This is a genomic window from Pirellulales bacterium (assembly GCA_035546535.1).
In the GTDB taxonomy this organism is placed as follows: Bacteria; Planctomycetota; Planctomycetia; order Pirellulales; family JACPPG01; genus JACPPG01.
Genome location: DASZWQ010000060.1, coordinates 24,272 through 48,438, shown reverse-complemented (window position 1 = coordinate 48,438; position 24,167 = coordinate 24,272). Strand labels below are relative to the sequence as shown.

General features: G+C 62.5%; 20 protein-coding genes. 6 read left to right on the top strand and 14 right to left on the bottom strand.

The annotated features are described in order from the left end of the window. The first annotated feature begins 13 nt into the window (after positions 1-13). Both VHD36_07945 and VHD36_07940 read left to right on the top strand, forming a co-directional pair. The gene (locus VHD36_07945; protein HVU87237.1) at positions 14-1,408 is read left to right on the top strand and encodes a sigma-54 dependent transcriptional regulator; all 1,395 of its coding nucleotides are present in this window, start codon (positions 14-16) and stop codon (positions 1,406-1,408) included. A gap of 417 nt (positions 1,409-1,825) precedes the next feature. Continuing rightward, positions 1,826-2,164 carry a P-II family nitrogen regulator gene (locus tag VHD36_07940; protein HVU87236.1) on the top strand — a complete coding sequence of 113 codons (339 nt, stop codon included), beginning with the start codon at positions 1,826-1,828 and terminating at the stop codon, positions 2,162-2,164. 262 nt (positions 2,165-2,426) lie between these two features. On the opposite strand, the gene pckA is transcribed toward VHD36_07940, so the two are convergent. From pckA to VHD36_07900, 8 genes are all read right to left on the bottom strand, one after another. After that, on the bottom strand, positions 2,427-4,031 hold the full coding sequence (gene pckA, locus VHD36_07935) for a phosphoenolpyruvate carboxykinase (ATP) (protein HVU87235.1): 1,605 nt from the start codon (positions 4,029-4,031) through the stop codon (positions 2,427-2,429). 203 nt (positions 4,032-4,234) lie between these two features. Then, a complete protein-coding gene (locus VHD36_07930; GenBank protein ID HVU87234.1) occupies positions 4,235-4,804 on the bottom strand; it encodes an HD domain-containing protein in 570 nt (189 codons plus the stop codon). Positions 4,805-4,892: 88 nt separating this feature from the next. Continuing rightward, a complete protein-coding gene (locus VHD36_07925; GenBank protein ID HVU87233.1) occupies positions 4,893-6,515 on the bottom strand; it encodes a tetratricopeptide repeat protein in 1,623 nt (540 codons plus the stop codon). Positions 6,516-6,650: 135 nt separating this feature from the next. Beyond that, positions 6,651-7,478, bottom strand: a complete 828-nt coding sequence (locus VHD36_07920) for an ABC transporter permease subunit (protein ID HVU87232.1) — start codon at positions 7,476-7,478, stop codon at positions 6,651-6,653. Next, positions 7,478-8,359 carry an ATP-binding cassette domain-containing protein gene (locus VHD36_07915; GenBank protein HVU87231.1) on the bottom strand — a complete coding sequence of 294 codons (882 nt, stop codon included), beginning with the start codon at positions 8,357-8,359 and terminating at the stop codon, positions 7,478-7,480. The genes VHD36_07920 and VHD36_07915 overlap by 1 nt, the downstream gene beginning before the upstream one ends. A gap of 186 nt (positions 8,360-8,545) precedes the next feature. Further along, positions 8,546-9,619: an S-methyl-5-thioribose-1-phosphate isomerase gene (mtnA, locus tag VHD36_07910; GenBank protein HVU87230.1), complete on the bottom strand. Its 1,074-nt coding sequence runs from the start codon at positions 9,617-9,619 to the stop codon at positions 8,546-8,548. A 16-nt stretch (positions 9,620-9,635) separates the two neighbouring features. Then, on the bottom strand, positions 9,636-10,745 hold the full coding sequence (gene ald, locus VHD36_07905) for an alanine dehydrogenase (GenBank protein HVU87229.1): 1,110 nt from the start codon (positions 10,743-10,745) through the stop codon (positions 9,636-9,638). Between the two features lie 78 nt (positions 10,746-10,823). Next, entirely contained in the window at positions 10,824-11,054 is a 231-nt protein-coding gene (locus VHD36_07900) for a hypothetical protein (protein ID HVU87228.1), read from the bottom strand. Between VHD36_07900 and VHD36_07895 the strand changes: the two genes are divergently transcribed. After that, positions 11,053-11,553: a hypothetical protein gene (locus VHD36_07895; protein HVU87227.1), complete on the top strand. Its 501-nt coding sequence runs from the start codon at positions 11,053-11,055 to the stop codon at positions 11,551-11,553. The genes VHD36_07900 and VHD36_07895 overlap by 2 nt on opposite strands. A gap of 37 nt (positions 11,554-11,590) precedes the next feature. Here VHD36_07895 and der read toward each other — a convergent pair whose 3' ends face one another. Continuing rightward, on the bottom strand, positions 11,591-12,973 hold the full coding sequence (gene der, locus VHD36_07890; GenBank protein ID HVU87226.1) for a ribosome biogenesis GTPase Der: 1,383 nt from the start codon (positions 12,971-12,973) through the stop codon (positions 11,591-11,593). 442 nt (positions 12,974-13,415) lie between these two features. On the opposite strand from der, the gene VHD36_07885 reads away from it, so the two are divergent. Then, entirely contained in the window at positions 13,416-14,042 is a 627-nt protein-coding gene (locus VHD36_07885; protein HVU87225.1) for a uracil-DNA glycosylase, read from the top strand. 27 nt (positions 14,043-14,069) lie between these two features. On the opposite strand, the gene VHD36_07880 is transcribed toward VHD36_07885, so the two are convergent. Then, complete coding sequence (locus tag VHD36_07880; protein HVU87224.1) at positions 14,070-15,608, bottom strand: serine/threonine-protein kinase; 1,539 nt, start codon at positions 15,606-15,608, stop codon at positions 14,070-14,072. A gap of 281 nt (positions 15,609-15,889) precedes the next feature. Further along, positions 15,890-16,171 (bottom strand): transcriptional regulator, encoded by a 282-nt coding sequence (locus VHD36_07875; protein ID HVU87223.1) that lies wholly within the window; start codon positions 16,169-16,171, stop codon positions 15,890-15,892. Positions 16,172-16,465: 294 nt separating this feature from the next. On the opposite strand from VHD36_07875, the gene VHD36_07870 reads away from it, so the two are divergent. After that, positions 16,466-19,270 (top strand): hypothetical protein, encoded by a 2,805-nt coding sequence (locus VHD36_07870; protein HVU87222.1) that lies wholly within the window; start codon positions 16,466-16,468, stop codon positions 19,268-19,270. A 403-nt stretch (positions 19,271-19,673) separates the two neighbouring features. After that, positions 19,674-20,114, top strand: coding sequence for a hypothetical protein (locus tag VHD36_07865; protein HVU87221.1), 441 nt, complete (start codon positions 19,674-19,676; stop codon positions 20,112-20,114). 267 nt (positions 20,115-20,381) lie between these two features. On the opposite strand, the gene VHD36_07860 is transcribed toward VHD36_07865, so the two are convergent. The 3 genes from VHD36_07860 to VHD36_07850 form a co-directional block, all read right to left on the bottom strand. Then, positions 20,382-22,352, bottom strand: coding sequence for a porin (locus VHD36_07860; protein HVU87220.1), 1,971 nt, complete (start codon positions 22,350-22,352; stop codon positions 20,382-20,384). Between the two features lie 448 nt (positions 22,353-22,800). After that, positions 22,801-23,367, bottom strand: coding sequence for a hypothetical protein (locus VHD36_07855; protein ID HVU87219.1), 567 nt, complete (start codon positions 23,365-23,367; stop codon positions 22,801-22,803). Between the two features lie 247 nt (positions 23,368-23,614). Next, positions 23,615-24,142, bottom strand: coding sequence for a hypothetical protein (locus VHD36_07850; GenBank protein HVU87218.1), 528 nt, complete (start codon positions 24,140-24,142; stop codon positions 23,615-23,617). Positions 24,143-24,167 lie beyond the last annotated feature (25 nt).

The window sequence follows — 24,167 nt, the reverse complement described above, 5'->3', positions numbered from 1 at the left end:
CGAGGAGCGTGGGGTGTCGAAAGCCCGCCTATTGATCGTCGATCCCGATTCCGCAGCGCGCGAAGGCTATGCGCAAGCGCTAGCTGGGCTCGACGATTGCGAGCAGATCTTCGTGGCGGACGAGGTCGCTGCCGAGCAGCGTCTGAACGATGGGTGGTTCGACGCGTTTGTGGTGGCCCTGCGTCAACCCGAAGCGGCGGCCCTGGCACTGATCGAACGCGTGCGCCGTCGCGATTCCTCGCTGCCGGTGATTATCGTTGCTGACGCTGCCGTACACGGCGCTGCGAACTCGGCAGCGCGGCTGGGGGCCGCCGAGTTTCTGCCACTCCCCTTGGAAAAGGGAGTCATGGCGGCATCGCTTGGGCGGCTGCTCGAGCAGCGCCGGCTGGATGCTGAACGCAACTTGCTGCGCCGGCAGATCGAAAAGCCCTACAGCTTCGACGATATCGTCGGCACCTGCCCGGCCATGCGCAAGGTGTACGAAGTCATCGAGCAGGTGGCTGACTCAGGCGTCGACGTGCTGGTCGTAGGAGACACAGGCACGGGCAAGGAGCTCGTCGCACGGAGCATTCACCGCCGCAGCCGCCGCGCGGAAGGGCCGTTCGTGCCGGTCGATTGCGGCGCGATTCCTGAAAACTTGCTCGAATCGGAGTTTTTTGGCCACGAAAAAGGCGCGTTCACCGGCGCCGACCAGAGGGCCATCGGCCTCTTGGAGTTCGCCAACGGTGGCACGTTCTTCCTCGACGAACTCGGTGAGCTGCCACTGTTGATGCAGGCCAAGCTCTTGCGCACGTTGCAAGAGCGCAAAATCCGCCGCGTGGGCGGACGACAAGAAATGGACGTCGACGTACGCGTCGTGGCCGCCACGGCGCGCGACCTCGATGCCATGGTGGCTCAGGGACGCTTCCGCAAGGACCTTTTTTACCGCATCAACGTCGTCCGCATCGATTTGCCTCCGCTATCCGCCCGCGGAGACGATCTGGGCCTGTTGGCTGAGCATTTTGCCGTGAAGTACAGCCGCGAAATGAACAAGCCAGTCTCGGGCATCACCCCCGAGGCGTATCAAGTGCTGTCGCACTACGCCTGGCCGGGAAACGTGCGCGAGTTGCAGAACGTAATTCGCCGGGCGCTTGCGCTCTCGACCGACTCGATGATCGGGCTCGAGGACCTGCCCGACTCGCTGGTCGTGGCCGCCGGCGGAGACCGGTCAACGGCCGACGGACCGGCCGGCTATTTCCGCGTGCGCGACGAACACATGGCCAAATTCGAGCGGCAGTACCTGACCGAGCTCTTGCGCCGCCACGGCGGCGAAGTCACGTCCGCGGCGCTCGAAGCGCAGCTACCGCGGGGAACGCTCTATCGCCTCTTAAAAAATCACGGCATCGACGCCGGAAGCTTCCGCGGGTGAGCGGCCCGTTGCTAGGAATACCGCCGCGCTGTTGTTTTCCGCTCATCGCGCCCGATGGAGTCCGGCGAATGCGGCCCGTTCTCGTGTCACACGATTGTGACACGCGCTCTGCCGCGTGGGACACTTGCTACAAACGCCGTGGCGACTTTGCCTTGCGAAGATTGAGGGCGGCTGCGAGCAGACTCTGGTTGTCACACACGCAGAAAATCGCGGTCGGCGGCGCGTGAGTGCGACCGACATTCGAACCATCACCCAAGTGCATGCCGTCCTGCAACTTGCGGCGTCGCGGACGTGCCTCTCCGTTTCCCGACCGAACGTTGGCACGCGCCTTGCTTTTAAACGCGTCGGCATCTGGAAGTTCCGGGTGAGGCGGCCTCACGGCGATAAACTATCCGAAAGATGAAAGAGAGTGATGCCATGAAAAAGATCGAAGCCATTATTCGCCATTTCAAGTTGGAAGACGTGAAGAACGCGCTGACGGAAAAAGGCGTCCATGGCATGACGGTCTCGGAAGTCCGCGGGTTCGGTCGGCAAAAGGGCCATACGGAAACCTACCGCGGGGCGGAATACGCCGTCGACTTCATCCCCAAGGTGAAGATCGAGATCGTCGTTTCCAGTGCGGACGCTCATACCGTTGTCGACGCCATTGTCAGCAAAGCCCGCACTGGCCAGGTTGGCGACGGCAAGATTTTCGTGAGCGACCTGAGCGAAGTGGTGCGTATCCGCACCGGCGAAACCGATCACGCGGCCCTATAGTGCTTTGGTCCAGCGGGTCACGCATCGCACGACAGGCGGAGTTTGCAACCGAGGAGCGACTGATGGCGACAGTCGCTTTTCGGTTGTTTTTTTGCGCGCATTAGAAAGCAATTCCAAAGGAATACGTTGCCACAGAGGTCTCAGAGAACACCGAGTATGTGAGGAAGAGTCAGGTGCCGGACGTGCGCTCTTCGCGTCTTTTCTCAGTGGCCTCTGTGAACTCTGTGGCCAAACTTTTTGGATTTGCGCAGCGGAAATTGGACTACGAAGCCGCGATCGTCTGGCTGGCGCGCGGACCGGCGTTACGCACTTCTTCGTCGGCGAATTCGGCGTACTTGGCGAAGTTCGCCTGGAACTGCGCAATCAATTTGTTTGCCGTGCGCTGATAATCCTCGGCCGATTTCCAGGTGTTCTTCGGTTGCAGAATCGCATCGGGCACGCCCGGACAGTGGCGCGGAATCTCGAGACCGAACTGCGGCTCGATAGTCGTCTCGGCCTTGGCCAATTCGCCCGAGTGGATGGCGTCGATGATAGCGCGGGTGTGCGCCAGCTTGATGCGCGAGCCAGTACCGAAGGCTCCGCCCGACCAGCCCGTGTTCACAAGCCAGGCCTGGGCGTCGTGAGCCTGCAGGCGTTCGGCCAGCAGCCGGGCGTATTTCGTGGGATGCCAGACCATGAACGCCGCGCCGAAGCAGGCCGAAAACGTGACGGTCGGATCGTTCACGCCGACTTCGGTGCCGGCGACTTTGGCCGTGTAACCGCTGAGGAAATGGTATCGCGCCTGCGCCGTCGAGAGCTTGCTCACCGGCGGCAAGACGCCATACGCATCGCACGCCAGAAAGATCACGTTTGACGGTTGTCCGCCCACGCACGGAATCTTCGCATTCGGAATGAATTCGATCGGATAGCAGGCGCGTGTGTTCTCGGTGAGTGAATCGTCTTTATAGTCGGGCTCGCGGGTTTGTTCGTCGTAAACGACGTTTTCCAACAGCGATCCGTAGCGGATGGCATCGTAAATTTGCGGCTCGGCCGCGGCCGACAGTCCGATGCACTTGGCGTAGCAACCCCCTTCGATGTTGAACACGCCTCGATCGGTCCAGCAGTGCTCGTCATCGCCGATGAGCCGGCGGCGCGGATCGGCCGAAAGAGTCGTTTTGCCCGTACCCGACAGGCCGAAGAAGAGCGTGACGTCGCCGTCGGCTCCTTCGTTGGCCGAGCAGTGCATGGGAAACACGCCGCGCAGCGGCATCAGGTAATTCATGATCGTGAAGACGCACTTCTTCATCTCGCCGGCGTATTCGGTGCCAAGGATCACGACCTCGCCGCGCTCGAAGCTGAGGTCGACGCTGGTGCGCGAGGTCATTCGCTTGGTGAGCAAATTCGCCGGAAACTCGCCCGCGTTGATGATCGTGTAATCGGGCTTGCCGAACGCGGCCAGTTCTTCCGGCGTAGGGCGGATGAGCATGTTGCGCATGAACAGCGCGTGATATGGCCGGGCACAGATCACGCGCACCTTCAAACGATGTTGCGGATCCCAGCCGGCAAAGCCGTCGACGACGTAAATCTTGGGGCGCGTTTCCAGATAGTCGACGGCGCGTTGCAGGTTGGTGAGGAACGTGTGCTCGTCGAGCGGGATGTTGATGTCGCCCCACCAGACGTTCTGCGCGCTGTCGGGATGCTCGACCAGGCGCTTGTCCTTGGGACTGCGGCCGGTCTTCGAGCCCGAGTGGGTCATCAGCGCGCCGGAGGCCGCCAAAATGCCGCGATCGTGCAGGATCGCCTCTTCATATAAACGCGCCGGCGAGGCGTTGAGTACAAGCGCAGGAGTCGTCAGCCCATACAGGCCGGGATCGGGGCTATCCGTCATGGAAGTTCTCGCTAAAGATTCTTGAGATCGCGTGGATGGGTTAAACCGCGGGAGACCATTCCCACGGTTCATTTCGTCTTACGGTTCGACGTTCGACGATCCGGCACCCGTGCCCTGAGCGAGAAGAGCACGGCCACGGAAGTGAGGCCGATAATCATGTGTCGGCGTATGCCCCGCCTGGATATGGCTTCGCCGGCCGTGAACTATACGCCAGCGGGACTGGCCAGGCCAAGCTCTCCGGCAATGCCTTGCAACGCTCCAATCACAAATTCCATATGCTCGTCGAGATCTACCCCCAGGTCCGCGGCGCCGCGGTGGATATCGTCGCGATTGACGGCCGCCGCAAAACCCTTTGCTTTCAACTTCTTGCGCACGCTCGAGGCCTGCATGCCGGCCAGGCGTTCGGGCCGGACCATGGCCACCGCCACGACAAAGCCAGCCAGCTCGTCACAAGCGTAAAGCGCCTTATCAAGTCGTGACTGGCGCGGACAGTCTGTCAGATAGTCGGCATGCGACTTAATTGCATAGATCACGTGCTCCGGATAGCCCAGGCCGGCCAGGATCTTGGCCCCTTCCAGCGGATGATCAGGGGCATTGGGCCAGCGCTCGTAATCGAAGTCGTGCAACAGCCCGACGATGCCCCACGTTTCCTCGTCTTCGCCAAAGCGTCGAGCATAGGCCCGCATCGCGGCTTCGACGGCCAGCATGTGCTTGCGCAGGCTGTCGCTGGCCGTGTACTGACAGACCAGCGCGTAGGCGTCGTCGCGATTCACGATTGGGGATTGCGGTTACGGCGTATCCGGCAATGGCCAAAGGACAGGCGCGGACGCGGTTGGAACTACTGCCGCGCGTGATCCGTCTTTAGCGTCGCGTGCCATCGGCCGGATTCGACTGGTCAGTGGCGGCCGTCTGCAGCTCGCGCCACGGTTTGGATGCCTGGTAGCTTTCCAATTCCTTGGCCAATTCCGATTTTTGCGTCTCGTCGCCGAGTTCCAGGGCCTTCTTCGACCATTCGACCGCCGTGGTGAAATCTCCCAGCTCGGCGTAGCCGGCGGCCAGCGTGCTGAGAATGTGCGGCTGCTTGTACTCGGTGACGTCGCAGGCACGCTTCGCCAGTTCGATCGCGCGCTTGCCGTCGCGCAGCGATTCTTCCGGACTGGTGGCCAGGACCCAGGCGAGATTGTTAAGGATGCCACTGTCGTCAGCGTTCAAGCCGAGCGCTTTTTCCAGGTCGGCGATCGCTTCGCGATGCTTGCCGGTGGTGAGATACAGATCGCCGCGGCCGCGGTAGGCCATCCAATTCTTCGGATCGGCTTCAATGATTTCATCGTAGATGCGCAGGGCATCATCGGTTTTGCCTTCGACGACGTGTACCGCAGCGAGTTGCAGCGACGACGCCTGATCGTCGGGCTCGAGCTTGCGGGCAAGTTCAAGGTCACTCACGGCCGCTGTGAATTTCTTGGCGTGGGCCAAGAGCGATGCCCGCTGACGAAGTGCCGGCACCAGGCCGGGCCGCAGATCGAGCGCCCGGTTGAGGTCTTCCAGAGCCTCGTCCAGATGATCGGGGATGGCGGCCTCGGCCCGCAGCAGCAGGGCGGGGACATTGTCGGGATCAGTGCGGAGGATTTCGCTGAAGTCCGCCAGGCCGGCTTCGTTCTTGCCTGACATCACGTTAATCCGTCCGCGCTGCAGCAGGATTTCGGCCGAGCCGGGCGAGAGTTTCAAGGCGTGATCGAGCGCTTCGCGCGCCTCGTCCCACTTTTCCTCGGTGGCCAGCGTGAGCCCCTTGGCCTCATAGGTTGAAGCGTCCTCGGGCTCGAGCTCCAAAGCAGCGTTGAAGTCCGCAACCGCGCCCTCGGTGTCCTTGAGCGCCACTTTCATAGCGCCGCGCGTGCGCAACGTTTTGGCGTTCTTGGGCGACAATTTGACGGCGTTGTCCAGATCGGCGAGCCCATCCTGCGGTGATTCCTGCAAGCTGCTGCGCAGCACCAGGGCCTCGGATTGCTTTTCCGGTTCGTCGGCGGTGAGCTTTACGAGCTCGTTAATCGCGGTCATGGCGCGCTTGCGGTCGCCGCCGGGCAGTGTCTGCAGCCGCGCGACCAGCAAGTGGGCGTCGGCCAGGGCCGGATCATACTGCAGGGCCCGCTCCAGATCGGCCAGCCCGATTTGCCGCATCTGCGGCCATTGCGGCGGAGGCGCGCCGCGGCCGAAGATCATTTCGCAAATGGCCGAGCCGCGTTCGACCAGTGCCGCGGCCAGCAGTTGCCTGGCAAAGGCCTGGTTCTTTTCGCTCAGTCCCTTGTCGAGAGCGCTTTCCGAGAGGCTGATGACCGAATTCAATTCGCGAATGCTGTGAGCGGAGAGCTTGGCCTCGATGGCGCGATCGAGGTCTTCCTGCCCATCTTCCTTGGCGTCTTGGGCAGCGCCCGTGGCCGCAAGGATCAGCAGTGCTAGAAGGCCCGCGGCGGGAAAGAGCGAACGCATGATGATAACTCCCTCGATTGGCAATTCTGTGACCGTCCCTGGCACAGCCCCAAGGTGTTCCAGTCCCTATTATGCCCAGAATCGCCGTTTGACGCTATCCGAGTCGTCCGACCTAAATGCCGGCGTGACAGCGTGTTATAGCGGCGCTGGTAAATCGCGGTGACAGAAGATCGCCGCGGCCACGGCATAACAGGCCAGACCGATGCCGATCAGCACCCCGTCATAACGAAGCGATTGGGACCATGCCTGGTCGAAATCGATCACCAATGCCTGGGGCTCGCACGCCGTGGCGAACGTGCAGTACATCAGCCACGAAAACCCGTCCACCAGGCGGCCAATGACCTTGAATACCAACTGTACGACGTAGAAACCGCCGACCAGGCCGATCGTGCGCCAGCGGTAATTATCCGCAGATGACAACACCGTGCTCACGCCCGACAGGAAGAACATCATGGCGAACAGGTTCACGGCGCCGGGCACGAACGCATGCCAGTCGACGGGCTCTCCGAGCGACACCGTGGCCAAACCCATGCCGGTTCCCACCAGCACTGCCGTGGCCAGGACGGCCGAGCCGAGCGTGGTGACGAGCGCCTGTGTCGCTAGGACCGATAAGCGGCGCACCGGCTGCGCGATCAGCATCTCCATCGTGCCGCGCCCAATTTCGCCGCTGACCGCGTCCGATCCACGCCCTACGGCCCAGATCGTGGTCGCAAACAATACGACCGGATCGACATAGGCCGCCGAGATGCGACCGACGGGCGTGGCCACGCTAGCAAAAGGAACTCCCCCCAGCTTTTCGAACGCCGGCGGCAGCGTCTGCAGGAAAACGGCCAACGGCCCCAACTCAATCAAGCTCGACAAGTACACGAACAGCCAGTTGAATCCAAACAAAAGAGCCGTCAGAAACAAAAGCAACAGCCGCGCATCGCCGATCGCTTTGCGCCACAGGGCCTTGTTGAACATCACTGCACCTCGGCCCCGTGAAAGCGGTCGTAGATTGAGCGCAAGCGGAACGGCTCGATCCGCACCTCGGCCAGCGGCAGCGTCGCCAACCATCCCAGCAGCGGCGAAAGCTCGCCGGGCGTTTCGATGCGCACCGCGTCCGGCCCATCGTAAAACACCTGAATCTCGCCGGCCAATCGCGCGGGCACGGGGGGCAAGGCGGCCGTCAGCCGCGCCGTGATGCGATGCTGCTGTCTCAGCTCGCTCATCACTTGTGTGTGTACCACTTTCCCTTTGCGCAAGATGCAAACGCGGCTGCAGGCATCTTCGACTTCATCGAGCACGTGCGAGGAAAAAATCACGGTCCGTCCGGCTTGTTGCGATTCGCGAACAATCGCCACGACGTCGCTGCGCACGGTGGGGTCGAGATTGGCTGTCGGTTCGTCGAGGATCAACAGCGGCGTATCCGCGGCCAGCACGGCAGCCAACGCCAGCTTCTGCCGCATGCCCGTCGAGAACGAAGAGACCTGGCCTGACAGGTCGAGCTCCAAGCGTTCGGCGAAGGCAACCGCTCGGCTGAGATTCGATTCGCGCCGCACTTCGCAAAAGAACCGCAGCACGTCACGGCCGCGCATCTGGCCGAATAGTCGCGCGTCGCCCGGCAGATACGCCACGCGATGATGCACGGCCACGCTGTCGCGGTAGCAATCAAGACCGTCGATCGTGGCCCGGCCCGCGCTTGGCCGCAGATAGCCCATCAGCAGGCGCAATAGCGTCGTCTTGCCGGCGCCATTGGGCCCGAGGAGGCCCAGAACCTCGCCCTGCGGGATATCCAGGTCGCAATGGTCCAGCGCCGTCTTGGGGCCGTAGATTTTCGAGAGCGCTCGGGTTTCGACCAGCACGCGGACCATCCTTGCAGACGAACAACGTTGTGGCGACGGCGGCCGCCGGGAGCAGAGTGGCCTTACATTGTTGGCCGGAGGCACCGCGGTGGCAAGCGGCTTGATACCTCGGCTTAGTCCGGCGCTGGTCGGCGAACCGCCAGTTGCACCCGAATGGGATTGAACGCGACGAACCGACCACGATGTTTACCCGACGATCGACGCAATGGTTTCGCGCGTCACTGGTTCGATCACGCCGCGCTCGCAGACGATGGCTTTGATGAGCCGCGCCGGGGTCACGTCGAACGCCGGGTTATAGACCTTCACCCCCTCGGGCGCGGTCTGCCGGCCGAAGCCGTGGGTGATTTCAATCGCGCTGCGCTCTTCGATCGGAATCTGGCTCCCTTCGGACAGTGACAGGTCGAAGGTGTTGGTCGGTGCCGCGACATAGAACGGAATATCGTGTGCCGCGGCCAAAAGCGCCACGCCGTAGGTGCCGATCTTGTTTGCCGTATCGCCGTTGGCGGCGATCCGGTCCGCGCCGGTCACGACCGCCTGCACGCGTCCTTCGCGCATGACTTGAGCGGCCATCGAATCGCAGATCAAAGTGACGGCGATGCCGCGGTTGTGCAGCTCCCACGCCGTCAGACGGGCCCCTTGCAGGAGCGGGCGCGTCTCATCAGCGTACACGTGCAAGCGTTTGCCTGCTTCCTGCGCAGCGAAGAATAACGCGAGCGCCGTGCCGTAGTCGCTCGTGGCCAGACCGCCGGCGTTGCAGTGCGTGAGCACGCCCTGACCGTCTTCGAGCAGTTCCTGGCCGAAGCGGCCGATGGCCCGGCACATGGCCCGATCCTCTTCGTGAATCGCGCGGGCTTCGGCCAGCAAGCGCGCCATCGTGTCAGCCGGCGAGAGGGATTCAATGCGCGCGTCATCCGCCACGCGGCGCATACGTTCGATGGCCCAGAACAGATTCACCGCCGTCGGCCGGCTGGTGGCCAGGCGCTCGGCGGCAAAGTTCAAGGCTTCGAAGAACTGGTCTGCATGGCCGGCGGCGGCCTGTTGCGCGCCAATGACCATTCCGTACGCCGCGGCAACACCTATCGCCGGCGCGCCGCGTACTCGCAGCGAACGAATCGCCTCGAACACGGTCTCGACGTCACGGCAGTCGATTTCGCAAAGCTCAAGGGGCAGCAGCGTCTGGTCGATCAGCTTCAAATGACCGTCGGTCTCGCCGATCCAGTGCAGCGTCGCGAGCGCGGCATGTTGTTCATGCACCGGCATGGGAACTCCATTCCTCTCAGCGGTCGTAGCGCAGATCCAACTCGAACCCAAACGTGTCGGCCACGGCGCGGTTGGTGACCACGCCGTCGGTGATATTGATGGCCCGGGCGATCGGCGCGAAGCGGTGTGCCGCCTCGCTGATGCCATGCCGCGCGATCAGCAGGGCCCACGGAAGCGTGACGTTGCACAGGGCATAGGTGCTCGTGCGGCCGACGGCGCCTGGCATGTTGGTGACGCAATAATGGACGACGCCCTCGACGACGAACGTCGGCTCGCTATGCGTCGTTGGTCGGCTGGTACCGACGCAACCTCCCTGATCGATCGCCACATCGATGATCACACTGCCCGGTTGCATTAGTTTTAGATCGTTCTCTTCGATGAGCATGGGGGCGCGGGCGCCGGGAATCAGCACGGCGCCGATCACCAGGTCGGCACGCGACAGTTGGTCGCGAATCGTGTGGCGATCGCTGAACAAACAGTCGACGTTGGCGGGCATGATGTCGTCGAGATATCGCAACCGCTCCATGTTGATGTCCAAGAGGCCGATATTCGCGCCGAATCCTGCGGCCACCTTGGCGGCGTTCGCCCCGACGACGCCGCCGCCGAGTATCGTGATATTGGCCGGCGCCACGCCAGGCACGCCGCCGAGCAGAATGCCTCGTCCCATTTGCGGGCGTTCGAGGTATTTGGCCCCCTCTTGAATGCTCATGCGGCCGGCGACTTCGCTCATCGGCGTCAAAAGTGGCAGCCGGCCTGCATCGTCGCGCAGCGTTTCGTACGCCACGGCGGTGCATCCGCTGGCCAGCACCGCTTCGGTCAATTTGCGATCCGCGGCGAAATGAAAATAGGTGAAGACAATCTGACCGCGCCGCAACAACGGCCATTCGGCCGGTAGCGGCTCCTTCACCTTCATGATCATGTCGGCCGCGGCGAACAGCTCCGCCGGGCCGTCGATCATCGTGGCGCCTTGTTCGACATAGCGATCGTCAGGGATGCCCGAGCCCAGGCCCGCGCCCTTTTCGACCAGCACCTGATGGTTGGCGCGGGTTAACTCTTCGACGCCGACGGGCAACAGCGCCACGCGATATTCGTCGCGTTTGATTTCCTTGGGCACGCCGACGATCAAGGCAGAATCCTTTGCTGGAGGGTAACCCGGCCTCACCGCAGTCGGAACATGGCGTTGTGACGCCATGCCGTCGTCTGCTCAAATGTACGGGACGAGGCCAGCCTGCACACCCTGCGGCAGAAAGACATGCCGGGCCTTCACGTTGCCGTCGACCGATATGACAAGCTCCGCGTCACAGCTTTCCGCGATCGAGTCGCACGGCGCGCGCACCACAAAATCCGCCGGGCCGACTTGAGAAAGGACCAGTGTTTGCCCGTTAACAATCAGGCGTAACGAGACTTCTGCAGAATATCCGGCGTAGGTTGCCATGTCAGAAAGCCATGATCCGTTGGCGCGGGCACATCACTATGCCAAGTCTAAACGAATCGAGCTCGAGGAAAAAGGGAAGCTAGGGCACGGAACCGATGGCACTGTTTGGGCGACGTCGCGCGCGTCCGCGCTCAAACTGTTCGAACATTGCAAAGGATACGATAACGAGTTGGCCTGCTACCGCAGGCTCGGTAATGCAGGAATCCACGAGATACGCGGGCTAGCTGTCCCGCGGCTCGTCGATTTCGACGACTCGATTATGGCCGTCGAAATGACCATCGTACAGCCGCCGTATGTATTGGACTTTGGAAAGGTCTATTTCGACCATCCGCCCCCTTATTGGTCCGACGAACCGCTTCGACAAACCATGCACGCCGAAGGGCGCGAGCTGTTCGGACGTCGCTGGCCGGAAGTATTGCGCGTGCTGGCCGCTCTACAAGCTCTGGGCATCTATTACGTCGATCCCAAGCCGGCGAACATCAACTTCGGCGACGACTAGGGTTTTCGAGAGACACCGCGACGCGAGCTGCGGCCGTTCAATCTTCCTGCGCGGCACTGGCGTCGAATTCCTCGTCCGCGCCGCTGCTGCCTTCGCCGCTCCCTTCTTCGCTGCGGCGCAAATAGAGCTTGATCGGCACTTCGGCGAACGGCAGGTGATCGCGGAACACACCCAGCAGGTAACGGCGATAGGGGGTCTTGAACAGGCGAGGCTCATTGCAGAACAGCACGATCGTCGGCGGCTGAATGCCCACTTGTGTGCCGTAATAGATCTTTGGTCGGCGCTGCTGTGCCAGCGGCGGAGGATTCGCCTCCACGGCCGCACGCACCAGCTTGTTCAGCTCGGCCGTCGAGACGCGCTCCTGCGACTGCTTGAACAACGCCTGGCCGTGGTTCAACAGTGCCTTGACGTTCTTGCCCGTCTGGCCCGTGATGAAGGCGATCGGCACGTGCCACATGATACGGAATGTGTCGCGCAAATAGGTTACCCATTTTTCGGTGGGCATGCTGCCCACCAGCAGGTCCCACTTGTTCACCACGAACACGCACGGCTTGTAATTCTCGCTGATGTAGTCGCCGAGTTGCTTGTCGACCTTGCTGATCGGTTGCGTGGCGTCGAAGAACAAGAACACCATGTCCGCGCGACGAATGCTGCGCTGCGCCCGGTGGGTACTGTAGAAATCGATGTCGGTCGTGATGCTCTTGCGGCGGCGCAGTCCGGGCGTATCGATGGCGATGAAAGCCTTGCCATCGAGCTCGAAGCGCACGTCCACGCTGTCGCGCGTGGTGCCGGGCACCTCGCTGACGATCATCCGTTCGGCCTGCGCCAGCGAATTCACGAAGGTGCTCTTGCCGGTGTTGCGGCGGCCGACGATGGCCACCTTCATGATCGCTTCTTCCGGCGGCGGCGCCAGCGAGCTTTCCTCAGGCAAGCGTTCGACGATGGCGTCGAGCAATTCCTGCCGGCCGCGATTCTCCTTGGCGCTCACGGCGATGATTTTGCCGCGACCGAGGCGATAAAACTCGTCGGCCAGGTTGTCCATGCTGGGGGCGTCGGTCTTATTGGCCACGCACAAAATCGGCACGTCGACGTAGCGCAGCCGTTTGGAGACCTCTTGATCCAGCGGCGCGACCCCCGTCCGCGAGTCGACGACGAAGAGAACCACGCTGGCTGATTCGAGCGCCGTCTCGATCTGTTGCTCGATGTCGGCCGTGAGATTGTCGGCGTCCTCGACGCCCATCCCGCCGGTATCGACCAGCTCGAAGTAGCGGTTTTCGACGCACATCAGGAAGCTCATGCGGTCGCGCGTGACGCCGGCCATGTTGTCGACAATGGCCAGCCGCTTGCCGACGAGCCAATTGAAAAGGCTCGACTTGCCCACGTTGGGGCGTCCGACGATAACGACCTGCGGGATACCCATGAGCGCGGGAGCGTGTGAAGCGAAAAAAAGGCTGCGTGCCGCCGGATGGGTGGCCCGTTTGGCCTGCGGCGTGCGAAGCCTCTATGATAACCACGGCAACGGCGGCGGCGAATGGCCGGGAAAGTTCGCTCGGGCGCCAATTTCAGGCTGCCCGGTGTCAGGTTCCCGGTCGCACGTTGCTCGGCGCTGGTCACAATTCGTTCAACGGGAGGCATGGATGTCGGAAGGTTCGGGCGATCGCCGTCGTGTACGGGGACAAGCACTTGTGCAAACACTGGAATCGCTGTCGCGGGCCGGGGTGACCCATTTACCCAAGGCGCGACGCACCGCGCCAGGAAGTATCACCGCCGTAGCTTCTTCCCAGGCACCGCCTGCCGAGGTAGGTCCTCGTTACGCCCCGCCTTCACCGGTGTCATCCGCACCTCGAACCGTGTCCGATGCCGTGGCGCCGCGAACACCAAAGGGGACGGTCGATGAAGCTCCCCACGAGCGATCAGCGGCGCTCGACGTGATCCGTCGCGAGGTGGCGGCCTGCACGCTGTGTACGGAGCTGGCCACGACCCGCACGCAAACCGTTTTCGGCGTGGGCAACCCGCGGCCTCGCCTGGTATTCATGGGCGAGGCGCCCGGCGCGGACGAAGATCGGCAGGGGGAGCCTTTCGTAGGTCGCGCGGGTCAATTGCTGAACAAGATTATCGAAGCCTGCACGATGCGCCGCGAAGACGTGTACATTCTCAACACGCTCAAGTGCCGGCCGCCCGGCAATCGCAACCCAGCGCCGCAGGAAGCCGATAGCTGTCGCGGCTTTCTCGATCGTCAACTGCAGGTCCTGCAACCGGAATACATTTGCTGCTTGGGGGCGGTGGCGGCGCAAAACCTGCTTCGGACACCTGAATCGATCGGCCGGCTGCGCGGCCGATTTCACGATTACAACGGCATCCGCGTGCTGTGTACCTATCACCCGGCCTACTTGCTGCGCAATCCGGCGGCGAAAAAAGATTGCTGGCAGGATATGCAGATCCTGCTGGCCGCTATGGGAATCGAGCTGCCTGGGAAGGACAAGGGCTAGCAGTCTGTTGAGAGATTCAACAGGCTGCTAAGTCTCGGCCGTCGCCACGGGCGGCACCAGGCGAAACAGCACGTCGCGAAATTCGCGCAGCTTGATCGGCAGCGACACGATCACGCGGTGCTCGCACAAGTGCGGCTCGATCTGCGCGCGCCACGCCTTGCGCTTGTCGTCCAGCAGCACCACGACAGGCACCTTGCTGGTCTGTTCGCCGCCGGCCAGTTCGATCAAGGCATCGACGGCGGCATCGCCCAGGTGCCCCGTGCTGAGCACCACGCCGTCGATCGCGTTGTTGGTGTCCTCGGCGCGGGCCACACCGCGCTTCGGGTCGCTGATCACCAGGACTCGATAGCCGTAACGCTTCAGGGCGTCGCGAAACAAGTCCTGCAATTGCGAGTTGGACTCGACCACCAACAGCGCCCGGCGCTGGCTGTCGGGCAGATAGCGGGCAGCCTCGCGCTGGCGTTTGATCTGCTCTTCGGGCGTCAGCGGCGCGTCAAGGGCGCCGGTGTCTTCGACGCCGCTGAAGGCCTCGGTCTCGCCGGCCGCCAGCCGATCGGCCGCCTGCCTGAGGTCGGCGTGCATCATGCCGGGAGTCTGGTAGCGCTTTTCCGGTTCGAGGCTCATCGCTTTATTGACCACGGTTGCCACCACGCGTGGGATGCCGGGGCAAGCTTGGTGGATCGGCACCACGCTGGTAAACCGCGACTTGCTCAAGCGCTGGATGCGATCGCGCGTTTCTTGCAAGGCCGGCTGACCGGAGAGCATGTGATAGTAAATGCAGCCGATGAAGTAGATGTCGCTGCGCGCATCATCCTTGCGCACGCCGGTGGCGCGTTCCAGCCCGGCATAATCGATGGTTCGCGCGTTGATTCCTTCCCCGGTGATCGATTCGTCGGCGATTTTTTCATCGGCACCGGCCAGGCCGAAGTCGACCAGCTTGGCCTGGCCGCGGCTGGAGAGCAGCACGTTGGTCAGCTTCAAATCGCGGTGCGAGATGCCGCGCTGATACGCATAGTCGAGGCCGGCGGCGATGTCGACGGCGACCTTCGTGGCTTCGATGGGGGAGAATTTCTTGCGCACTTTCATGAAGTCGCGCAAGTTGCCCCCTTCGACGAATTCCATCACCAGGTAATGCTGGTTGCCTTTGGAGACGGCCTCGTAGATCGGCACGATATTCGGGTGCCGCAGCGAGACGCCCATCAGGCCTTCGCGATAGAACTGTTCGGTTTGCGCCGCGATGTCGCTGAAGCGGCGGCGCAAGACCTTCAGCGCCACGACTTTGCCCGTATCTTTGTGAACCGCGCGATAGACGCGCGCGAAGCTGCCGCCGGCGACGATATACAGCACTTTGTAATCGCCGTAGAAATAGCCTCCCCGCTCGCCCTTCAGGAGGCGCTCGAGCTGAAAGTTCGTCATCAGCTCCCGCCGCAGCAGCAACTGGACAAACTCGTCGACCGTAACGTTGCGGCGTCCGAACTCGCCCCAGATTTCTTGTAACTGGCGATCGGACAACAAGTTCAGGTCGAACGCGCGCTGAGCAATGGATTCAGCGGTCTGTTCGGCCATGGCCTCAATGGCTCCCTCGTTCCCTGTGGCGCGCGGATACCGAAAATCCGCGTGCGACAGAAGCGGGCGCGGACTGTTCCCTGACGCCCTCAATCGTACGCTGGCCTGTCGATGCTCGCAACGATCGCGACGGAGTTCGGGGCTGGTAAAAAAGAAGCACTCGGGCCCGTGGGAGTATGGTACCCGAGTGCTTCCAGCACGGAATGAGGAGAAGGCAGGATAGGTGAGCGAGGAGTGACCCGGGGCAGGACGGGCGACACGAACAGCAATCTTCGGACGTACTAACTCTGTTCCAAGCGATGGCGGTAGTCGTCGCGCTCGCGACGCGTGGCTTCGAGGTCGAACATCAGGTACTTCATATCCAGGCGTAATTGGCCAAGGGCGTCTTGGACCATCGCCAGGATGCGGCGGCGGCGCTGGGTGCTTTCGATGACCCGCGACAGGGCCGGAGCCAATTGCTCGCGGATTTCCAGGGGCAGGCTCTCGATCTGCGAGCGCAGATTGGCGAGGTCCTGCGGAAGGTCGGTCGCCGCGGGTGCCGGAGCGTGTGGGACGTAACTCATGGATGCCCGTTCCCTGTCGAGGTGTGCCTAGGTTTCGTAGGCCTCGTAAAGCAGCACGCGTGCCAGTCACACCACGGGGCAGGCATTGCCAGCGTAATCCCTTGTGAGATTTGAACTTCCGCCTGAGGCGCGAATTTTGCCGAAAATAGATACGTTGCCCGAATGCAACCAAGTGATCTGGAGAGAGTTCGCAAACCCTGATAGAACGCGGGTTTAAGGAGAATCCAAGATTCTCGCGCCGGTGTGGTGTTTTTGCCATGCCAGCGGGGGTCGCCATCCGAGGGCTGTGGGCCGATGGATCGTCCCATGGGCCGCGTGTGCCGCGCGCTCGCAACTCTGTGCGTGCTGGGGGCGTCGTTTCTGGCGCCGACGGTGACGCTGCGCGCCCAGGTCCTGGTGCGGCAAGACTTCGACGGTCCCGAGCCCACCTGGCGCGAAGGTCGCGGCAGCCCCGGTTATCGCATCACCAGCCATGAACGCACGAGCGAAGGGGTCCATGGCGGGTCGGGGTGCGAGTTTTTTGCGATCGTCTCGGGCGCGGGGGGGACGTACGTGCATTTAGTGCACGACCTGGCGCCGGCTCGTGTCATTTCCGAATTGAAGCCCAGTTTGTGGGTGCGGTCGGATCGGCCTGGGATACAGTTGCGCGCGCGCGTGGTCTTTCCACGTAGCATAAATCCCACGACCAACCAGCCGAATTCCGTGCTAGTGGCCGGCACGAGCTACACGCAGACCGCCGCCTGGGAACAGTTGCGCATCGATGACCTGCCGACCCTGATGGCGTCCCAAGCACGCGTCTTGCGTGCCGAACTGAAACAGGACGTCGATACCCGGGAAGCTTTCGTGGACCGACTGGTGCTGAACTTGTACACCGGCGCGGGCCAGACGCTTTTGTGGATCGACGATCTCGAGATCACTGGCTTTGTCGGCGAAGCGGCGCCTCCTGCCATGCAGGCGCCTGCCGCCACCTCGACTCCCGTTTCGTTACAGGCCCCACCGCCGCAACAAGAAGCCATTCCGCGCGGAGCGCCGGTGGCGCGGCGCGCGGGGGTGAAGCTGAACGGCTCGGTATTGACGCTTGGCGGCCGGCCGTTTTTTCCGCGGGTCATCGAATATCAGGGCGAGCCGCTGGCGTTTCTCAAAGAGCGCGGATTCAATGCGGTTCGCCTGCGCACGCTGCCGCCGGCCCCCCTGCTGGCCGAGGCCGCGCGTACCGGCCTGTGGCTGGTCTGTCCGCCGCCGATGCCGGCCGGGCTGGATGTGCCGGCCGCCGACGCGGCGCCGCTGACCGACATCGCGCCAGAGTTCGATTGCGTGCTGGCCTGGGACTTGGGCGAAGGCCTTACCGGGCGCGAACTGGACGCCGTCAAACGCTGGGCAGAGCAGGTGCGCCGCGCCGATAAACTCGGCCGGCCGATCATTTGCGGAGCGAGCGCTGAATTGCGCGCGTACAGCGCGCCGGGCCGGGCCGATATTCTTGTCCTCGATCGTTTCACGCCGTCGACGAGTTTCGAACTGAGCGATTACCGCAAGTGGCTGCGCGAGCGGCCCCGCTTCGCCCGGCATGGCACGCCCATCTGGAGCACAGTGCCGACCGAGCCGGCGCCCAGCCTCACGGGCCAGGTCAATGCGTTATCGGGCAACCGGCCGGTCGGCATTCTGGTCGGCACCGAACAGACCAGGCTCGTGGCGTACACGGCACTGGGCTCGGGAGCGCGGGCACTGTTGTTCGCGTCGCACGCGCCGCTAACCGGCCAGGATGCAGACACGCGCTGGCGCGCGTCGCAGCTCCAACTCTTGAACCATGAATTGGAATTAATCGAGCCCTGGATCGCCGGCGGAACGTTGACGACCTCCGTTACGAGCACCGATCGCGAGATTCAGGCTGCGGTGTTGCAAACGGGCGGCGCCTACATGGTGCTGCCCGTCTGGTCAGGAAAAGGAGCCCAGTACGTACCCGGGCAGACCACGGCCACGGCCGAGATATCGTTCGTCGTGCCCGGCGTGCCCGAGACCATGAGCGCGTACGAAGTGTGGCCAGGCGGCATGCGGTTGTTGCGCAAAGAACGGGTCACGGGCGGATTGCTCGTCTCGGTCGATGACTTCGGGATTACGTCGTTGATTCTTCTCGCTCAGGACATGCTGGGCGAGACCACACGGCGCACGGCGGCAGCAGGAGATCGTGCTGCGCGGCTGACGGTCGAGATGACGCGGACCAAACTACAAATCGATAGTGAGATCCGGCCCCGGCTCACGAATCAGATCAAGTCAAAAATGCTGACGCGCGGCGACCAACTGCTCAAGACGGCCGATACCGAATTGCAAGCGGCCGAGGGCTTGCTGGCGTCGAACAACGTGACCGAGGCCTTTCGCCATGCGCAATTCGCATTGCGGAACTTGCGCGCCATGGAGCGCGACTATTGGACCACGGCCGTGGCCAAGCTGTCGCCCGTGAGCAGTCCCTTTGCGGTTCAGTTCGCGACGCTTCCGCAACATTTCGGCCTGATCACGAATGTCGAAACGGCCCGGCGCATGGCCAATCAACTGCCGGAAGGAGACTTCGAGGATCTGGGGCGGGCGATCAACGCCGGCTGGAAACACTATCAACACCCGCCCGAAGGCGTGCGCGAGGAAGCCGAGCTGTCGAAGGATAAATTCTTCGAGGGAAAACACAGCCTGCGCCTGGCCGCCACGGCGCTCGATCCGGAGGCTCCACCCGATCAACTGGAAACACCGCCGGGCTGGATCACGAGTCCTCCGATCAACGTCGAGCCGGGAACCGTCTTGCGCATACACGGGCGCGTGCTGGTGCCGACGCCCATCAAGGGAAGCCCTGACGGGCTGTTGATCCTCGATTCTCTGGGAGGTGAGGCGCTGGCCTCGCGCGTCACGGCGGCGCCTGAGTGGAAGGAGTTCACGGCTTACCGCATCGCCGACGCAGCGCGGACGTTTACGCTGACGTTCGCCCTGACGGGCCTGGGCGAGGCGTGGATCGACGACGTGTCGATCGAGCCAGTGGCCCCACGCAACGGGCCTGCGGCCGGCATTACAGTTCCTGCGAATCCTTCGGCGGGCCGGCGGTTTCCCTTCTTGCGCTAGCATGGGCGTTGCTAGCGAACCTGATATGCCCTACCCCCGATCGCGCGTTAAGCGCGGCGAGTTGCGCGAGAAGGGTTAGGGCGCATGAGGATTACAGCAGTGGCAACGGTGATGCCGCCGATAGGTGAAGCACAGAGGGGCGATCCAGCGTTGCGCCGCGTCTCTTCCGTGCGGACGCCGTGATCCGGTTACTGGCCCAGCGCCTCTCAAAGCGATTTGCGCGGGTATTCACCTGTCGCGCTCGGCAAACGTTCAAAGGTGTGAGGTCATGAAACGATTTCTGCTTCCTGGTGTGGCGGTGGCTTTTTTTGCCTGGTCCTCGGCCATTCATGCCGGAGCTCCTTGCTGCGGCGGATGCGGCTGCCAGCCTTGCACGAAAAAAGTCTGCCGGCTGATTTGTGAAATGAAAGAAGAAACCAAGAACGTGTACTCCTGCGAATGCGAAGACTTTTGTCTGCCCGGCCCGAGCATCCGCTGCAAGGGACCCTGCACGTGTGCGGGCATTTGTTGCAAGGACCACACCATCTGGAAGCCCACCTGCGGCTGCGTCAAGACGCGCACCGTGCTCGTGATCAACAAGGAGAAGAAGAAAGTGCCCGTCTACAAATGCGTCGTCGAGGAAGTCTGCTGCCGCTGTGGTCACTGCGCCAAGAAGTGCAACTATCCTGAGTCCGCAAGCGCTGCCGATGCCATCGCCATGGTCAAGGAAACCGGCATCGAGCAGGTGATCGGCGGCGAGACGCCGCTTCCTTCGAGCCGGGCCACGGCGGCGGAGCAAGCGCAAATCCCGGCGGCCGAACACTCCGCGCGCGGCCCCGCCGAGCGCATGTTTACGCGCAACTAGTCGCGCGCCTTCGTGATTCGACATGCTTAGAGCGCCTCCGGCGAAAAAGCATGGCACACCTTCGAGTGTTGGTGCAGTTGGGCCGGCGAAGTCGGCGTGTGAATCGCCGCGGGCTTAGCAGCCTGTTGAAAAAAGCCCTCGTGGCTTTTTTCAACCTCGCCAAGTGCGAAGCAAAGCTTCGCACGGCGCGCAAAATAACGACTTACGTCGATATTTTGCCATCGCATCCCTGCGATGTCGCAGCCCGTTGAGTTCTTCAACAGGCTGTTAGAACTCCGTTTGGAATCGCAGGGCGAAGATGTCCGTCGAGTAGAAGCCGCTGGTGTTGGTTTGCACCATCGAGTGAATGTAGTTGAACTGCACCCGCATATACTCGTTCCACCACCAGTTCAGGGCGACGGTCGGCTCGTTGAGCACGCCCGGATTAATCTGCGGCGGCGGCGCCGAGGTGGGAAACGTCGTTTGCCCGGCCACGTAGTTGCTCGAGCGGATTTGCGTCGAGCTCAAATCGAGCCATGACCAGCGGGCCGCCATCTCCCAAGCGCCCCAACCACATAGCCCCTTCTTGCGACCGATGCCAAAGAACCGGGTATGCGGTATCACGTTGTAGTCGAGCGCGCCGAGCATCTTGTTGTAGCCGGTGTTTTCGCCTGTGAGGAAATAACCCCCCTGGATATAGCCGCCGTCGAGAAAGACGTTTCCTCCGCCCAGTTGTTGGACGAAGGTCGCCATGTACTCTGCTTGAAAGTGAGCCGGCCCCCAGCTTCCCGCAAGCTCGGCGTGCATCATCTGGTAATGAGTGGCCAGGAAGCGGCCCGTGTCGACCACGTTCGGCGTGCCGGCCGCGGTCAAGAATCCGCCCGCCTGATCGCCGACGAAGAATTCTGGGATGGTGCGCGCTTCGTACGCTTTCGCATTGGTTCCGGTGGTCCCTTCGCCGCCGAGTTCGCCGAACAGGTAACCGCCGCCGACGTGCAGCAAATAGCGGTCTCGGGCCAAGGGATTCGGATTTGGATCGTAATAGAGCAGATGCGTGGCGCGCGTCGCGAAGGAAATTCCGCCACTATCCCCCAGCTGCGTGCCGAAGCGGTTGTCGTTGCCTTCGGTGCTGTACACCTGACTCGAGCCGCCGTTCCAGAACGTGAAGCCGGTGCCGAACAAGCTGTAAGCCCACATCGTGCGCTCATCATCGCTGTTGTCCCAGCCCATGATGCCGACGCGGCGGAAGGGATCCATGGCGATGAACGGCGCGGATCGTTCGAGGAATTCCAGGTGCTTGATGTTGGTCCACGAGTCCATCGTTACCGGTTGGCGATACTGGCCGATGCGGGCGTGACCGACGATTGGCAAATTGGCTTGCTCACCCCATACGTCCATGAAGCTGGGACGGCCGGGGAAAGCGAAGTCCATTTCGATGCTGAAGGTGGTGAACTCGGTGAGCTGGCCTAGCCCTTGCAAACGGGTGCGGCGGAAGCCGGTGCCGTTTTGGATATTGCCCAGCACGTCCTTGCTGTTGATATCCTGGCTGAACCAGCCGGTGTCGTATTGAAAAAAACCGCTAAGCCGGATCAGTGGCAAGGGCACCACGGCGGCGGCCTCGGCTTTCTTGGCGGCGTCCTCCAAGGATGCCAGGCGCTGATCGCGCGGCACCATCTGCTCGCGGAGCGCCGCCAACTCGGCTTCGGCGGCTTGCAGTCGTTGCAAGATGTCGGTCGTTGTTAGACCGAGACCCGGTGACGGAGCGTCGTCAGGGTTAACTCCCGCCGGCGATTGTCCGGGGACCTGTGCGACGTACGAGGCGGGGGTCGCTGAAGCCAGCGGCGGCTGCTGCGGCTGGACCGGCTGCTGCTGCGGCGTTGTTACAGTGTCGGAATTAAACGGTTTGAGTGAAGCGCCTGCCAATGCGCCGCTGATCGGTACAAGAGCGCTGACACCCGCAGCCGGACTCGTGGCCGCGGCGGGCATGATCGACGGATCGAATTGCCGGCCACCCTCGAGGATCTGCTGCGGTACGCCGCCAGGCAATATCGGCGGCGACCAGGGCTGCGGCGTTCCTGGTGCTGGTGCAGGCAGCGCCGGCGGTGACGCTGTCTGCGGCGCCTGAAACTGAGCTTGAACCTGGTGCTGCTGCGACGGAGTTTGTCCGCCGGCAATCCCCGGTGCCGAACCTGGTTGTGATACGGGATCAGCAGCTAATGCGTGCGCGCGCGACAGGGCAAACCAGGCGAAACTAGCCAATAGCGCGTACGCCAGCCACGTCGAAGACGTACCGGCGCAGGAGGCCACGCTTACCGTGGAGGCTCGCCCCGCAAGCGCCCGCCAGGCGCGCGTCGGACGAATTCCCCGGTTTGCGGGCCCGGACGCGCGCAACCGCATAGCGGCGCTCCTCTCGAACCAAGCGCATGCTCGATCGCCTACCACGGCGCAGCAGCGAGCGCGAGGTTGCAAAGACTGGGGGCGTAGGTTCGCTGGAAAGGTAAAAGGCGCGGGATACTAACGGGAGGGCACGCCACACACAATGGCATTTATCGCTATGCCAGCATTGTGGGAACAAGACTTACGCCGACACAGACCTTACCAAGCGCTAATCCGCGCGGCATTTTGTCATGGGTCACAAGCGCACTTTCGCGCGACGGAGTACGCAGCTAGCGGCGTCTGAGAACCCGCTGCTCGTGTTCGCTGTGTGCTAGCGATCGGCCTTGGCCCGCTTGCGCCCGCGAACGGCGCCATTCCTCGCGAAAAGCGCGAGCGCCTTGAGGTCTGCCAGCTCGGCCATGCCAGCTGCCGCCAGTTCGCGCCCGGCAATGTAGCGCCCAGGGCGGATCCAACGAGCCATTTCCTCGTCCGAAACGTTGAACAAGGTGGCCAGAACCTGATCCATGTCGGTCTCTAACTGCCCGAAGTGCCGTGCCCATTCGGCGGCCTCGGCCAGGCCCACGTGCTCTTCACTTTGCCATTTCATGGGATGGAACAAGAGCACGCTGTAAGGCGTCACGATGCGACGCTGGCATGCGGCAAAGGGCCAGAGTGCCGCCGATGAACATTCGCCGGTTACGATGCCGGTCGCGCGAATGCCACGCAGCAGAATCAACGACATCAGCGCCAAGCCCGAGTACGGGCTGCCGCCGGGCGAATCGATGAACAGAGTGCAGGTGCCGCCGGGGGGAACCTCGAGCAGCCGGCTGCTGAGCTCGTTTTCCGAGTCGGTCAGATCGCCGACCATCGCAATTTCGATCGTTTCGCCATGATCCATGGGTAGTGTGCCTCGATGCCCGCCTTGCAGCGGCTATGCGCCACAAACGAAGAACCTTGAAATGGCCTTTCGGCTCGTGAAATACGCCGCACGCGAGCGTGACAGAATCGACCGAGAAAGGCCTGTCAAACGTTCGCCGATCGTTATGAATCCCTACGTACGTATATATCTTGCGCTTGCGCCCCCCACAAGGAGAAATTGACCAGCGTCCCCCCCGGTAGAGATTATGGTGCGGTTGTTACAGTTATTACTTTTCGACCGGTCGCTCGCGCAATCGAATCTCCCCCTGACAGCAATCGCACGTCTTCAGTTCGTACATGGGAATGGCGCATATATCGCACCAGTAATCCAATTCGTACTTTCGGCCTTGCCGGATCGCGTACCAGCGCACCACTTGCACGGCCGGCGACTTGTCAAAACGTCGCACTTCCATTTCGACGTCGATGCCGCGCAAGCGGGGATCGAGCCAGAAGCCGCGACTGCGGAAATCCTTCACCAGCGGCACCAGGCGACCGTCGGTGGTTTCCAAGACGATCGACGTTTCTGCCGCGTCGGCGTCGGATTCGATCTTGTATAAGCGCGCTAGCGCCTCGCCGAGCCACACGAGCCGACCGTGCAGCGTCTCGACCGTGAAGTCTTTGCTAGCCGCCGGATCCGTATTCGACGATTTGTCGACGGCCAACTCTTCGCCCGACGTCGCGGACAGGCACAACGTGCCCAGGCCGGCTGCGAGCAGGAGGGCCGGCCACAATCGGTGCTGAAACAACGCTCGCATGTTACCTCTTCGCCCCCTCGAGCGG